General features: G+C 67.4%; 15 protein-coding genes. 7 read left to right on the top strand and 8 right to left on the bottom strand.

Going from position 1 to position 13,581, the window contains the following annotated elements; translation table 11 throughout:
* Window positions 1–26: 26 nt before the first annotated feature.
* From QSJ19_RS17565 to glf, 3 genes are read right to left on the bottom strand one after another with little or no spacing between them, the layout of a single operon-like run.
* On the bottom strand, window positions 27–638 hold the full coding sequence (locus QSJ19_RS17565; protein WP_502876222.1) for a phosphatase PAP2 family protein: 612 nt from the start codon (window positions 636–638) through the stop codon (window positions 27–29).
* Complete coding sequence (locus QSJ19_RS17570) at window positions 619–2,565, bottom strand: glycosyltransferase (RefSeq protein ID WP_286322244.1); 1,947 nt, start codon at window positions 2,563–2,565, stop codon at window positions 619–621. Before QSJ19_RS17570 ends, QSJ19_RS17565 begins: the two co-directional genes overlap by 20 nt.
* 42 nt (window positions 2,566–2,607) lie before the next feature.
* Window positions 2,608–3,834 (bottom strand): UDP-galactopyranose mutase, encoded by a 1,227-nt coding sequence (glf, locus tag QSJ19_RS17575; RefSeq protein WP_286322246.1) that lies wholly within the window; start codon window positions 3,832–3,834, stop codon window positions 2,608–2,610.
* Between the two features lie 177 nt (window positions 3,835–4,011).
* Between glf and QSJ19_RS17580 the strand changes: the two genes are divergently transcribed.
* The 5 genes from QSJ19_RS17580 to QSJ19_RS17600 are packed head-to-tail and all read left to right on the top strand — an operon-like array spanning window position 4,012 to window position 7,889.
* Window positions 4,012–4,776 (top strand): glycosyltransferase family 2 protein, encoded by a 765-nt coding sequence (locus QSJ19_RS17580; protein WP_286322247.1) that lies wholly within the window; start codon window positions 4,012–4,014, stop codon window positions 4,774–4,776.
* The gene (locus QSJ19_RS17585; RefSeq protein ID WP_286322249.1) at window positions 4,773–5,756 is read left to right on the top strand and encodes an acyl-CoA dehydrogenase family protein; all 984 of its coding nucleotides are present in this window, start codon (window positions 4,773–4,775) and stop codon (window positions 5,754–5,756) included. The genes QSJ19_RS17580 and QSJ19_RS17585 overlap by 4 nt, the downstream gene beginning before the upstream one ends.
* The gene (locus tag QSJ19_RS17590; RefSeq protein ID WP_286322250.1) at window positions 5,753–6,550 is read left to right on the top strand and encodes a PIG-L deacetylase family protein; all 798 of its coding nucleotides are present in this window, start codon (window positions 5,753–5,755) and stop codon (window positions 6,548–6,550) included. Before QSJ19_RS17585 ends, QSJ19_RS17590 begins: the two co-directional genes overlap by 4 nt.
* Complete coding sequence (locus tag QSJ19_RS17595; RefSeq protein WP_286322253.1) at window positions 6,547–7,164, top strand: class I SAM-dependent DNA methyltransferase; 618 nt, start codon at window positions 6,547–6,549, stop codon at window positions 7,162–7,164. The genes QSJ19_RS17590 and QSJ19_RS17595 overlap by 4 nt, the downstream gene beginning before the upstream one ends.
* Before the next feature lie 50 nt (window positions 7,165–7,214).
* Window positions 7,215–7,889 carry a GAF and ANTAR domain-containing protein gene (locus QSJ19_RS17600; protein WP_286322255.1) on the top strand — a complete coding sequence of 225 codons (675 nt, stop codon included), beginning with the start codon at window positions 7,215–7,217 and terminating at the stop codon, window positions 7,887–7,889.
* Window positions 7,890–7,895: 6 nt separating this feature from the next.
* On the opposite strand, the gene QSJ19_RS17605 is transcribed toward QSJ19_RS17600, so the two are convergent.
* Both QSJ19_RS17605 and QSJ19_RS17610 read right to left on the bottom strand, forming a co-directional pair.
* Window positions 7,896–8,729, bottom strand: coding sequence for an SDR family NAD(P)-dependent oxidoreductase (locus tag QSJ19_RS17605; protein ID WP_286322257.1), 834 nt, complete (start codon window positions 8,727–8,729; stop codon window positions 7,896–7,898).
* 81 nt (window positions 8,730–8,810) lie between these two features.
* Window positions 8,811–9,542 (bottom strand): hypothetical protein, encoded by a 732-nt coding sequence (locus QSJ19_RS17610; protein ID WP_286322259.1) that lies wholly within the window; start codon window positions 9,540–9,542, stop codon window positions 8,811–8,813.
* A gap of 89 nt (window positions 9,543–9,631) precedes the next feature.
* Between QSJ19_RS17610 and QSJ19_RS17615 the strand changes: the two genes are divergently transcribed.
* Window positions 9,632–10,252, top strand: coding sequence for a TetR/AcrR family transcriptional regulator (locus QSJ19_RS17615; protein ID WP_286322261.1), 621 nt, complete (start codon window positions 9,632–9,634; stop codon window positions 10,250–10,252).
* Window positions 10,253–10,285: 33 nt separating this feature from the next.
* On the opposite strand, the gene QSJ19_RS17620 is transcribed toward QSJ19_RS17615, so the two are convergent.
* Window positions 10,286–11,815, bottom strand: coding sequence for a SpoIID/LytB domain-containing protein (locus QSJ19_RS17620; RefSeq protein ID WP_286322263.1), 1,530 nt, complete (start codon window positions 11,813–11,815; stop codon window positions 10,286–10,288).
* Between the two features lie 268 nt (window positions 11,816–12,083).
* Between QSJ19_RS17620 and QSJ19_RS17625 the strand changes: the two genes are divergently transcribed.
* Window positions 12,084–12,581: a GNAT family N-acetyltransferase gene (locus QSJ19_RS17625; RefSeq protein ID WP_286322264.1), complete on the top strand. Its 498-nt coding sequence runs from the start codon at window positions 12,084–12,086 to the stop codon at window positions 12,579–12,581.
* On the opposite strand, the gene QSJ19_RS17630 is transcribed toward QSJ19_RS17625, so the two are convergent.
* Window positions 12,553–13,104: an RNA polymerase sigma factor gene (locus tag QSJ19_RS17630; RefSeq protein ID WP_286322265.1), complete on the bottom strand. Its 552-nt coding sequence runs from the start codon at window positions 13,102–13,104 to the stop codon at window positions 12,553–12,555. The genes QSJ19_RS17625 and QSJ19_RS17630 overlap by 29 nt on opposite strands.
* Before the next feature lie 18 nt (window positions 13,105–13,122).
* Window positions 13,123–13,569, bottom strand: coding sequence for a hypothetical protein (locus tag QSJ19_RS17635; protein WP_286322268.1), 447 nt, complete (start codon window positions 13,567–13,569; stop codon window positions 13,123–13,125).
* Window positions 13,570–13,581: the final 12 nt, after the last annotated feature.

Genomic DNA, 13,581 nt, shown 5'->3' on the forward strand with positions numbered 1-13,581 from the left:
ATCTCGTTCCTCGAACGCATCGGCAACTACCGACGGTCGTGTGTCGCGATCAGTCTGTCACCCGCCACGACGGCGGCCGCGCTTGCGGCACCGATGGCGGCGCCCGCGAGCACATCGGTCGGGTAGTGCACGCCGAGCACCAGTCGCGACACCAGCATCGGCGGGACGAGTACCGCCGGCAGCGCGGCCGGCGGCAGACCCGCGGCGCGACCGATGAGGATCGCGGCGGCCGTCGTCGACGTCGCATGCGACGACGGGAAGCTCAGTTTGCTCGGGGTGGACACCCCGACACGGATGCGCTCGTCGTGCGGCCGCTTGCGGCGGACGACACGTTTGATGATCACCGATGCCGCATGGGCACCGAACGCGCCGACTCCGGCCTCCGCCCAGCGTCGGACCCCGGCGTCGTCCCCGCGGCGATACGCGGCCGCCGCACCGACACCGGCGACGGCGAGCCAGCCCAGCGAGTGCTCGCCGAAGTGGGACAGTCCACGAGCCGCCGACGACACGACGGGCCGGCCCTCGACGAGACGTTGGATGCCGAGCAACGCGGCCACCTCACCGCGCGCGGGTGGCAGCACCACCGGCTGGTCGGCCGACCCTGGCGTTCCAGCGGCTTCAGTCGATTCCGAAGACACGCGCCCAACTCTCCTGACTCGTCAGTTCCCGATGCTTGGCGCGGTAGGACTCCTGCATTGCCGGGAACCGCTCCCTGAGTTCGCGGACCAGGGCCGCTGATTCCTTCGCCAGCGCGATCATCTTGTCACGGTCACGCTGCCGATAGACGACTCCGCGGCCGTCGGCGGTGGTGACGGTGACCCCGTCGACGCGGCCGAGGCTGAACCAGCGCGCCTCGATCGGTGGGTAGTTGGCCTGCGGCACCTCGTGATGGCGCGGATCGGCCGGGCGCGCGTTGTTGACGACCGCCGCGGCCAGCGACTTCAGCTTGGCCACCGGGTTCGTCGGGATCGAGGTACCCAGGTGGGTCGCCTCCCCGCTCGTCTTCGGGAGCGCGGTCGCCGACGGCAAGACCACGGCGTCGGGGTACTCCTTGCGCATCGTGGCGATCTTGGGCAGCGCGGTGGGGAGCAGGCTGCGGATGTGGTCCGGACCGGCCAGGAAGTCGCGGATCGCCTCGTTCTGGATCGCGACCGTCGAATACTCCAGGCAAAGAAGATGTTTGGCGGTCGCCTTGGCCATCGACTTGAGGATTCCGTCGATCGGACCGTCGTGGACGATCGACGCGACCACGAGACGGTTGCGCAGGTGGAAGTACGCCTGCCAGTCGATCGCGTCGTCCTTGTCACTCCAGGCCATGTGCCAGATCGCGATGCCGGGGATCGTGGCCGTCGGGTAGCCGGCCTTGGCGGCGCGCAGCGCGAACTCCCAGTCGTCCCATTTGATGAACAGCGGCATCGGCAGGCCGATCTGCTCCGCACACTCGCGCGGGATCATGCACATCCACCAGCCATTGCCGTCGACATCGATGCGGCGATGCAGGTTCTTGGAGTTCTTCCGGTCCCGCAGTGGATGTTTCGCGAAGTTGTGGTCGTACTCGACGAAGGGCGCGGCCGTCCACATGAAGTTGTGGCGGTTGATCACCTCGCCCATGCAGTGCAGGTGGCTGCGATCCTGCAGGTTCAGCATCTGGCCGCCGACGAGCATCGGCGTCTTGGCGAATCGCGACATCGCGAGCGCCCGCAAAATCGAGTCCGGCTCGATCATGATGTCGTCGTCCATGTACAGGATGTACGGGGAGTCGGTGCGGCGCAACGCTTCGTACATGATCCGGGCGTAGCCGCCGGAGCCGCCGAGGTTGGGCTGCTCGAAGATGGTGAGGCGTTCGCCGAGCGCTGCCGCGGCCTCGGTGTAGCCGGGCTCGTCGACGACCTTGCGGGTGCCCTGGTCGGGCATCAGGACGGCGTCGATGACCTCGTCCACCAACGGATCCGAGGTGAGTGCGGCCAACGCGTTCACCGCGTCGGTGGGCCGATTGAACGTCGGGATACCCACGGTGACCCGCCTGGTCTCGTCTCCTGACGGGCTCTCCACGGGCGAATACCAGCCGGCCGCGACGATCTCGGTGTCGGTGTCGGTGTCGGTGGTGATGTCGAACCAGATCCAGCCGCCGTCCTCGAACGGGCCGAGATCGAGCTCGAATTCTGCTACTCCCCTGCCGTTCTCGTCGGTGGCGATGAGGTCGCCGCCGATCCCGATCCGGGAGCCGTCGAACTTCGACCGGTACAGGTCGACGCGGCAGGTGCCGACGACCTCGATCCGCAGGACCACCGAGTCGAGGATGCTCCACCGCCGCCAGTACGACGCCGCGAACGCGTTGAAGTAGGACTCGAAACTGACCTCGGACTCGGCACCGAGCGCCACTGCGGTCCGGCTGTGGGCGTGAGCGCGCCGCGAGTTGTTCTCCGACTCCACCAGATACAGCGAACGGACGTCGATCGGCTCACCCGGGCGCGGGAAGATCACGCGCTGCAGAAGCGCTTTCGCCTTCGATGGGCCCGCACCCGCGTCGGGGATGTCGGTCTGGTCCACGGGGGTCACAGTCATGTCTCCGCCTCGGTTGTCGGCCGTTTCCCGGCCCGGTTGTCGTCAGGCAAGCGGCGCGCCATCGGTCAGATGCGGCGCCAGGGTGTTGTCGAACAGGGTCAGCGCGCTGGCGATCGCCATGTGCATGTCCAGGTACTGGTAGGTGCCCAGTCGGCCACCGAAGAGCACCTTGGACTCCGTCGTCTCGGTCTTCGCGAGATCCCGGTAGGCCGAGAGCTTCTCACGGTCTTCCGGGGTGTTGATCGGGTAGTACGGCTCGTCGTCGTCCTTGGCGAATCGTCCGTACTCGCGCATGATCACGGTCTTGTCGGCCGGGTAGCTGTCCCGCTCAGGATGGAAGTGCCGGAACTCGTGGATCCGGGTGTACGGGACGTCGGCGTCGTTGTAGTTCATCACCGGAGTGCCCTGGAAGTCACCTGTGTCGAGTACCTCGGTCTCGAAATCGAGTGTGCGCCAACCGAGTCGACCGGCCGAGTAGTCGAAGTAGCGGTCCAGCGGGCCGGTGTAGACGACGGGGGCGTCCGGGGAGGCCGCTCGCAGGTCGTCGCGCACGGAGAACCAGTCGGTGTCCAACCGGACCTCGATGCGGTCGTCGGCGGCCATCTTCTCCAGCCACGCGGTGTAGCCGTCGACGGGCAGACCCTCGTAGGTGTCGTTGAAGTAGCGGTTGTCGAAGGTGTACCGGACGGGCAGTCGCGTGATGTTGCTCGCCGGGAGGTTCTTCGGGTCGGTCTCCCACTGCTTGGCGGTGTAGTGCTTGACGAACGCCTCGTAGAGGGGGCGGCCGATCAGGCTGATCGCCTTCTCCTCGAAGTTCTCGGCCTTGCCGGATTCGATCTCACCGGCCTGCTCGGCGATCAGCGCACGCGCCTCGTCGGGAGTGAAGTACCGGCCGAAGAACTGCGACACCAGACCGAGGCCCATCGGGAACTGATAGGCCTGGCCGTCGTGCATCGCGAAGACCCGGTGCTGATAGCCGGTGAAGTCGGTGAACTGGTTGACGTAGTCCCACACCTTCTGATTGGAGGTGTGGAAGAGGTGCGCTCCGTACTTGTGTACCTCGATGCCGGTCGTCGGCTCGGGTTCGGAGTACGCGTTGCCACCGATGTGATGCCGGCGCTCGACCACGAGAACCCGCTTGTCGAGCTGCGTCGCGGCCCGTTCGGCGATGGTGAGCCCGTAGAACCCGGATCCGACGATGATCAGATCGAAGGGCGCATTTCCGGCGTCGTCCCCCCGACCACCGCTGCCCTGACTATTGCCTGCCACGGGAGTTCAGGGTAACCGACCCGACCTGAGGAATCCCCGTGCACACGGCGATGGAACCGGACCGGCGCCCGACCTGGCAGGACACGGTGACGAAGGCCACGGACCGCGGGTAATGTCGCGAGGGCGGCCTGCAGCCAATCGGGCCTGGACAACGCCGACCACGTTCAGGGGCTGCCAGTGACCGATCTTCCCAGTTCATCCGTCGTCCGACCGCGAATCGACCGAGTCGTCGTCGTGGTCCCCGCGCACAACGAGGAACGCCTGCTCCCGGCCTGTCTGGCGTCGATCGACCGGGCCGCCGGAGAGCTCGACATCCCGGTCACGGTCACCGTCGTCCTCGATGCCTGCACCGATACCTCGCGGCGCGTCGTTCCCGCACACGTCGGTGTGCTCGAACGCGAGACGAAATCGGTGGGGGCGGCTCGCCGTGCCGGGTTCGCACCCCATCTGGAGACCGCAGCCACGGCCGACACCTGGTTCGCCACCACCGACGCCGACTCGGAGGTGCCCAGGGACTGGCTCGTCCGTCACATCGAATCCGCCGACGCCGGCTCCGACGTCTTCGTCGGCACCGTCCGGCCCACGAGTTGGGAGTCGTGGTCCCCGTCGGTCGCCGCGATGTTCTCCGAGCGCTACGTGTCAGAGGACGGCCACCATCACGTCCATGGGGCGAATCTGGGAGTTCGTGCGGACTGGTATCGCCGTGTCGGCGGATTCGCCGAGCGCAGCGGCGACGAGGACGTGGATCTGGTCCGCCGCCTGCGCAGTCGGGGCGCCGGCATCGATCGAAGCGGGCGGGCGCCCGTGCTCACGTCCACGCGGGCCGACGGCCGCGCAGACACCGGCTTCGCCGCCTACCTCTACACGCTCGAGGTCCTCGCACGGTCCGTCGATCCCGAATCGGACCCGGCGTCGGTCACCGCCGGGGAGGCCAACCGATGATCTGCGCCGCCACGGAACTCGCCCATCGGATTGTCACCGACGGTGACCTCGACGTCCCGCTGCCGGGACGCGGCGAGACCATCCATCGACTCCGTGCGCTCGAGGAGTTCTGTCACCGCGACATCGCCGTCGGCCGGTTGGTCGAGGCGCATCTCGACGCCGACGCGATCCTCGTCGAACTGGCCGGGGAGCGGGTCGGGCCGGACGAGTTCTGGGGCGTCTGGGCTGCTGAACCGCCGGAACCACAGGTCATCGCCCACGAGGTGAGCGCGCAGACCCACGGGTCGCGGTGGGAACTGACGGGCGGCAAACCCTGGTGCTCGGGGGTCGTCGCCTGCACGCATGCGCTGGTCACCGCCAGCGACGGCGACCGTCGACGACTCTTCGCCGTCGATCTGCGGCAGCCGGGCGTCCGCGGTGAACGCGGCGGCTGGGCCGCCACCGGGATGCGGGCCACCGAGACCGGCACGGCCCGCTTCGATCGCGCCACCGCCCGCCCGATCGGTGAGCCCGGCGAGTACCTGACCCGGCCCGGCTTCTGGCACGGCGGCATCGGGGTGGCGGCCTGCTGGCTCGGCGGCGCCCGCAAGGTCGCGGATCCGCTGCTCGCCGCGACCGACAAGCTCGACGACGAGCTCACCCTGATGCACGTGGGCGCCGTCGACGCCCTGCTCGCCGGCGGCGAGGCGATGCTCGAACACGCAGCAACGCAGGTCGATGCCGCTCCCCACGACGTCGACCTGGCGACGCGACTGGCCCATCAGGTGCGCTGGAGCATCGAACAGATCGCCACCGCGACGATCGATCGCGTCAACCGCGCCCTCGGGCCCGGCCCGTTGGTCCACGAACGCGAGCACGCCCAGGCCGTCGCCGACCTCGCCGTCTACATCCGGCAGTCGCACGCCGACCGTGACCTCGTGACGCTCGGCCGGCTCGCCTCGGCAGCGCGCGCCGCGGTCCGTGATGGGGTGGTGACGTGACGTCGGCCGCAGGGTCCGGCCCTCCCGCCGACGACCCGCACGGACTCGCCGCCACCCCGGTCTGCGCCGACGGCACACCCGAGTCCGTCTGGCAGCCGTGGCTGGCGGCACGCCCGCCGTGGCCGCGGCTGGATCTCGACGTCGACCGGCTGGTGGTGCTCGGCGCGCACCCCGACGACGAGGTGCTCGGCGCCGGCGGAATCATGACGGCCGCCGCTCGCACAGGTATCGAGGTCGTGGTCATCTGCATGTCCGACGGAAGGGCGTCGCACCCCGGCTCACCGACCCTGACCCCCGATCAGCTCGCGGGTATCCGGCATGCCGAACTCGACACGGCCACCGACCTTCTCGCCATCGATCGATCGCGCTGGTTCGGGCTGCCGGACGGCTCACTCGCCGATCATCACCACTCGATGGCCGGCATCGTCGACAGTGTCCTCGACGAACGGCCGCACACGAGCACCGCCCTGCTGTCGGTGTGGTCGGGCGACGGCCACCCCGACCACGAGGCCGTCGGACGATGCGCCGCCGACGTCGCCGGGCGCCGGGACCTGCCGCTGTCGATGTACCCGATCTGGATGTGGCACTGGGCGACTCCCGACGATCCGACGATCCCCTGGGACCGGATGCAGGTCCACCACCTCGACCCGACGGCGCTCGCCGTCAAACACACCGCCATCCACGCCTTCGACACCCAGGTGCGCCCACTGTCGGCGGACCCTGCCGACGGTGCGGTCCTACCGCCGCACATCCTGGCCCACCTCATCCGTCCGTGGGAGTTGGTGTTCGTATGATCCGGCCGGAGTCATTGCCCGACAGCTACTTCCACGACATGTATGCCGCGGACGACGATCCCTGGGGATTCGCCGATCGATGGTATGAACGTCGCAAGTACGCGTTGACCCTCGCCGCGTTGACACGCCCCCGCTACCCCCGCGTGTTCGAGCCGGGCTGCTCGATCGGCGTCCTCAGTGCCGCCCTCGCCGAGCGCGCCGATCACCTCCTGTGCACCGATGTGAGTCCGCGAGCGGTCGAGCTGGCCGCCGGCCGGCTGGCCGTCTTCGGGGACCGGGTACACCTCGCCGTGGGCGACGTTCTCGCGGACTGGCCCGAGGGCCGGTTCGACCTGATCGTGCTCAGCGAGGTGCTCTATTACCTCGCTCCCGCCGACCTCGACACCGTGATCGACCGGCTACCCGGGTCGCTCACCCCGTCCGGCGAGATCATCGCGGTGCACTGGCGGCACGAGGTGCCCGAGTACCCGCAGACCGGCGACGCGGTCCACGACCGCCTCCTCACATCGGACCTGCAGCATGTCGGCGGATACGTCGACGACGACCTCCGGCTCGACGTTCTCGTCCGTGAACTGGAGCAATCGGTCGCCGAACGAGAGAATCTCGTAGGCTGAGGACAGTGTCGGATCGAGGTGGTCCGGGATGGCGTGGCAAGGAGACCGTGATGTTGTCGGATCAGAGCATTCGTATGGCCGAGATCATCCGCGAACTACGCGCCGACAGCGACGACACCGAGACGATCCTGCGGGCCATCTCCAAGACCGCCGTCGACTCCGTTCCCGGTACCGAGTACGCGAGCGTCACCCTGGTCACCAAAGGCCAGATCGAAACTCCCGTCGTCGTCGGCGACATCGCGGGCAAGTCCGATGACCTGCAACGCGAGTTCCATGAGGGTCCGTGCGTGCGGTCGGCCGTGGACGACACCACGATCATCATCGACGACATGCGTCATGAACAGCGGTGGCCGCGCTACGCGGACTCGGCCGCGGAACTGGGCATCGGATCGATGGCCTGCTTCTGCCTCTACATCAACGGCAACGATTTCGGCGCGTTGAATCTGATCAGCACCACGACTCATGCGTTCGACGGCGACGCCGTCGCCGTCGGTGAGCTGTTCGCCGCACACTGTGCAACCGCCTTCTCCGCCGTCCATGAGAAGGAACAGCTGCGCGCCGCCCTCAGCTCCCGAGACGTCATCGGGCAGGCGAAGGGGATGGTGATGGAGCGCTACCGGATCGACGCGGACGCCGCCTTCCGGCTGCTGGCCCGGCTGTCGCAGGACTCGAACGTCAAGCTCGTCGACATCGCGCATCAGATCGTGGAGGCGGGGCCGGAGTAGGTCACCTCAGCCGACCCCGACCAACTCAGCCGAGGCCGACCACAATCCGTCGATGATGTTCTGGTCGTGGGCCTGACGGTTCTCGCGACCGTTCGCATGATGCCGCGAGAAGTACACACCGTTGATCTCCGGATCGGCCCCGCGGCGGGCGAGCGCGATCAGCGGTTCGGCGCCCTTCTCCGGGGTGATCGTCGCGAGATTGCGCAGCGGAGTCCGGTACAGCAACCCGACGAAGAACGAATCACGCCCGAAGCTCGACGCCACCGGACCCGGATGCACCGCCGCCGAAAGTATTCCGTCGTCCGACCACCGCTCGGCGATACCACGGGTGAACAGAATGTTCATCAGTTTGCTCGTGCCGTATGCCCGTAGTTCGAGCGCGCGGCGTCGGCAATAGTCCAGATCGGCGAGGTCGACGTGGCCCGCGAGGTTTCCGATGCTGGAGGTGTTGAGCACCAGCGAACCGCCGTCGGCTGCGGCGAGGCGGTCGCGGAGCAGGTGCGTGAGCAGGAACGGCGCGAGGTGATTGATCTGAAAGTTCGGCTCGTGGCCGTCGGCGGTACGCTGACCGGGATCGAAGGTGCCACCCGCATTGTTGAGCAGGACGTCGATGTGGCCGACGCGATCACGGAGCTTGCCGGCGAGCGCGCGCACGTCGTCGAGCCTCGCGAAGTCGGCGGTGAACCCGGTTGCGCCGGTGTCGGCGACGACCGGTTCTAGCTTGGCGGCCGATCGGCCGACGATCACCAGGTCGACGTCCGGTCCGGCCAGTTCTCGTGCCGTCACCGCCCCGATCCCGTCGCTGGCCCCAGTGATCACCACTGTGCGTTGTGCGGGCATGTCTCCCCTCTGTGGTCGTTGACCCATCTCTTCGGATTCTGCACGGTCGCCCCGACCACGTCGACCACCGGCGCACACCGATCAGGTGAACGCGTCAACGATCCAGTTGCTGAATTCGCAGGCGAGATGCCACCGATGCGCCGAGATCATGTTTGACAGCGTCGGGAATGGAAACTCGACAGTCAGGCGAGCATGCATCCCGTCCTCGGTATCTCGGAACTGATGACGGACTCCGCCGATCGCCCGGCTTCCGGAGTCGAGCGCGACGCCCGCGATCTGATGCTCGAACTCGCGATCTGGAAGCGTCACCAAGCCGCTGATGTCGGAGTAGTCGACCATGAAGAGCGCCGCGAACGGACTCCCGCCGGTCGTCTCGAGGACCTCCTGCCGCCCGTCGGGACGGGAGCGGATGATGAAGTGGTCGGGGCATGCCCGTAACATCGTGCGCTGATCGGACTCGGCTGTCGCGGAACGAAACCAATCAACGAAGTCGTTCGCCCCCGCTCCCGGCGCCATCAGATCGACACGACTGATGCGGCGTCTCCCCGACACCCGCGCCTGGATGGCTGCTATCGGCCCCGACAGGCGGAGGTCCCGCTGAAGACGCGCGGAGATCTCGTCGGGGCCCAGCTCGAGTTTTCGCCTCACCAGCTCATCACGCCGATCGGCGACCGAACTGTCCCCGAGCGTCGAGACGTGCAATCGTCGCGCCGCGGCGTCGATACGACGGTTCTCCCAACTCAGCACCTCTGCTCGTCCGACGATCCGCCGTCCGATTTCTGCGGTGATCGCACCGTCGCTGACTCGTGTCATCTGTACCCTAACGCTAGTATTGGCATCGTTAGCGGACGATAGGGCAACGACGGGATGCCGTCAACGCCCCGCGTTGGAAGGAGACTCAAATGGCACGTGAGCGCGACGCTGACCTGACCGAACGGAGCCCACGCAACCGTCGGCCCGGCGGGCGCAGTGCACGGGTGCGCCGAGACGTTCTCGACGCCACGGTGCAGCATGTCTTCGATCGGGGCCTCGAGGGCCTGACGATCGCTGCCGTCGCCAAGTCCGCCGGCGTGGCCGAAACAACTGTCTACAGACGGTGGCCGACGCCACCGGCGCTGATCGCTGACGCCATGGGCGACCTCGCCGAATTGCGCAACCCCATCCCCGACACCGGCGATGTGCGGACCGATCTGCGACAGCTGCTCGAACAGGTCGTGGTCCTCGTATCAGAACCAGCACTCGGGCGACTGCTCGGCGCTACGCTGGCGCTGTCGGCCGATCAGGACGTGCGCGCCGCGCGAGAACGGTTCTGGCGCCTACGGTTCGTCGCGGGTTCTGAGATCGTCGACAACGCAGTTCGGCGAGGGGCGATGATTGCAACCGTGGACCCGCGCACGATCATCGAAACCCTGGTCGCGCCGGTCTATTTCCGGGTGACGGTCACCGGAGGAATGATCGACGACGACTTCCTCCAGCGGTGCGTCGACGATGTACTCATCCTCTATGGCACGTCAGACCCGTAGTCCGACAACAACGCGCGATCGTCGTGCCCGTACTCAGCGCAACCGATCCCGCACCGGGAATCCCAGCACCGGTTGGCCCCCACGCGCAAGGTAGTCCGCGAGTCCCTGCCCGGCAAGGGCGCGCGCACCCGTCTTCTGACTGAACAGCATCAGCCCGCGCTGGAACAGTTGGACGACGCCATTGCCGTCGGGCGTCAGGTTCGGCACCCCGATCGCCTGCCCGAGCGGCCCGGTCACACCCCCGAGGTCGTCGAACTTGCCGTTGAGTGCCTCGGTCCCGACGTTGAGCAGTTGCGACGACCCGGGCAACAGGCGATCCGGCAGACTCATCAGGCTGCCGAGGTCGAGCGAACCACCGGGGCTGTCCGGCCCGGTCGGCGGTCGCACGATGCGCGGTTTCGTGGCCTGGCCGCGAACCGAGAAGAACGACGACTTGAGCTGCAGCCTCGTGCGCGCCTCTTCGCCGCTGACCTCGACAGTGCCGCCTGATCCGACCGCTCGGACCTTGACGGCGCGACCGTTCTCCGGCCCGAGTCCGTTCGCCTCCACGACTTCCAGACTCCGTAGGGCACCCACCCCGAAGGCGGAGCCTGCACTGCCCGCACTGACCGTCGCGGTCCAGTTGTGGTTCGGTGAGGCGGTGTCACCGTCGTCGCGCACCGCAGGGAAGCGGCCGCCCGCGGTGTAACCACCGGTGGACGAGGAGAATTCGGTGAACGCGGGTTTGCCACCCTGGAGCAGGATCTGACCGGCGGTGGCATCGGCGGCCCGGTTGGTCCGCGGATCCTCCCCGGCGACACCGCCGTACACCTGGGAGTTCTGCGTGTCATCGATCTTCTTGCCACCGGCGATCGCCGCGAGCGCATACGTCCGCGCCGCGACCGCCTGCGCCTTGAGGGCTTCGGCGCCGCCGGAGTCGGCCCACTGCGGCATGCTCTCCTTGGGGATCACGCCCTTGACGTAGTCGTCGATGTGGATACGGTTGGCGACGCGTCCGCCGTCGAATCCGAGTGCGCCGCGGTAAGTCTGGTTGGAGCCACACATCTTGAGGAACTCGGCCGGCGGCCGGCTCGGGCCCATGTTGATCGGCTCGACGAAGGGGGCAGGCACCGACCGTACGACCGCGCCACCGCATCCGTTGGTGATGGTGGCCGTGGCCCCGGACAGACTGACCGCCTGTCCGGGAGCCACCGCTTGGCCACCGACTCGCATCCCGGCGTCCGCGTGCACATTCACCGAGTTCTTGCCGGTCAAGATCACCGAGATCTCGGGTCTGTCCACCTTCCCCGCGGTGGTGCCGCCGTAATAGTGGCGCAAGATCTGGGTCGCCGACCATCCCTTCCGGGCGTAGCCGTAGGCACCCCATTGCCCCATCCCACGTCCGTGTCCGAGCCCGTGCCCGATCAGTGTCAGCTCCGAACCTGCCGAGAGAGTGACCTTGTCGGTGGTGGTGCTCGGGCCTCCGACGGTGAGCAGACCACCGGCGATCAGCACAGGTGCGAGCCCGATCGCGGCCAGGGACAGCGATCGGGTCCGGGCGTGCCGAGGGCGTGCTCTGACCAACGTCTTCGGAACCTTCCGTGGGGGCGAGCCGTGTTGCTCGTGTGACTGTTGTGACGATAGTTAACGATTGTCCGAGTCGACAACCTCCGGAGGTCACAACCCCGTCACGAGTTCCGAACGTCGTCGTCGAGGACACAGAATTGACCCCGGGTCGCCGACACCAGGATCACCGATCCCACACCGTCAACTGGATAATCCAGTCGTCCACCCGTCAGCGGTGATCCTGATGTCAACTCCACGACCGGCGACCGGCTGCCATCCTGGGTGGATGATCAGGGCAGCGCACGCCGGAGACCTCATGTCCGTCGAGGCCATCGTGGCTTCGGCCTACCGGCCCTACGTCGACCGCATGGGTCGTGAGCCGGCGCCCATGTCCGTCGACTACGAGGATCTGCTCACCACGACCGATCACGTCGAGGTGCTGGTCGACGGGGGCGAGGTCGTCGGCGTGATCGTGCTCGTCCCGATGCCCGACCACCTGCTGATCGAGAACGTGGCCATCGCGCCGACCGCGCAGGGTCGAGGATTCGGTCGACGACTGCTCGAACACGCGGAGCGTCGAGCCGCCGGCCTCGGCCATCGGCAGGTGCGGCTCTACACGAATGCACTGATGACCGAGAACCTCTCTGTGTACACGAGATTCGGCTACTCCGAGACCGGGCGCCATCGCGAGGACGGTTTCGATCGGGTGTTCATGACGAAGGAGTTGGCGGGCGCCGGCCCATCGGCGGGTGGCGCTACGGAGCCCCGATCCGATCCTTCATGATCTCCGCGAGCTGTGTGCGCGCCCGATTCAAGCGCGATTTGACCGTCTGCACCGGAACCCCTTGTTGCGCAGCGATGTCCGCGTAGGTGAGGTCGCCGAACTCGCGGAGCACGACGGCTTCGCGGAACTCGTCGGACAATTGGGCCAGGGCATCATGGACCGCATCCCGCAACGCGACGCGGTCGTCGAAGGCCGGGCCGTCGTCGTCGACGAGTTCGACCGGCTGATCCGGGTCGGTGAAGTCGGTCAGCTGTGTGTTGGCCTTGCGCCGACGCACGATCGACAGCGCATTGTTGGCGGCGATCCGATGCAGCCAGGTGGAGAAGCGTGCCTCGCCGCGGAACTTGTGCAGGTTCTGCCAGGCTGCGACGAGAGTGTTCTGCAGCGCGTCCTCGGCGTCGTGGGGATTGGTGCAGATGTTCAGGCACACGGCCCACACCTGATTGCGGTGCGCACCGACGAGTTCGGTGAAGGCGTGCTGATCGCCGTCGCGCGCCCGGAACAGCAGGACTGCCTCGTCCATCAGCTCCCCCAACCCGATTCAGATGTCGTCGTGGCCGGCATCGGTGTCCTGACCGAAGTCGTGGTCGTGATGCGTGTGGTCGTCATACCCACCGGTGTCATCGGCGTGGGGGTCATCGGCATGGGAATGGTCGGCGTGATCCACAGAATCGGTCGCGTCCCCACCGTCGCCGGAGGCGGAACCGGCAGGGACGTCGCCGAAATGAGCATCACCACTGTGGCCCGCCTGCTGTGTGTGATCGCCGTCGCGACCCGGGTCGTCGACGACGAGACCGTCGAGGTCGTCGTCCGACGAGTCGGCGGGCGCGGTGTCGTCCATGTCGGGGACGGTGTCCGGGTCGGCGACCGACGACGGGTCGAACGCGGCCTGCACCGCCGAACTCCAGACGTGGTCCGGTGGTGCCGGTGTGATGACGGTGGGGTCGATGCCGAGCGAAGCCAGAATCGACGGCTCCTTCTCCTGCATGTGGTGACCTCC

It is taken from the genome of Gordonia sp. ABSL11-1, assembly GCF_030315685.1.
Taxonomy (GTDB): Bacteria; Actinomycetota; Actinomycetes; order Mycobacteriales; family Mycobacteriaceae; genus Gordonia.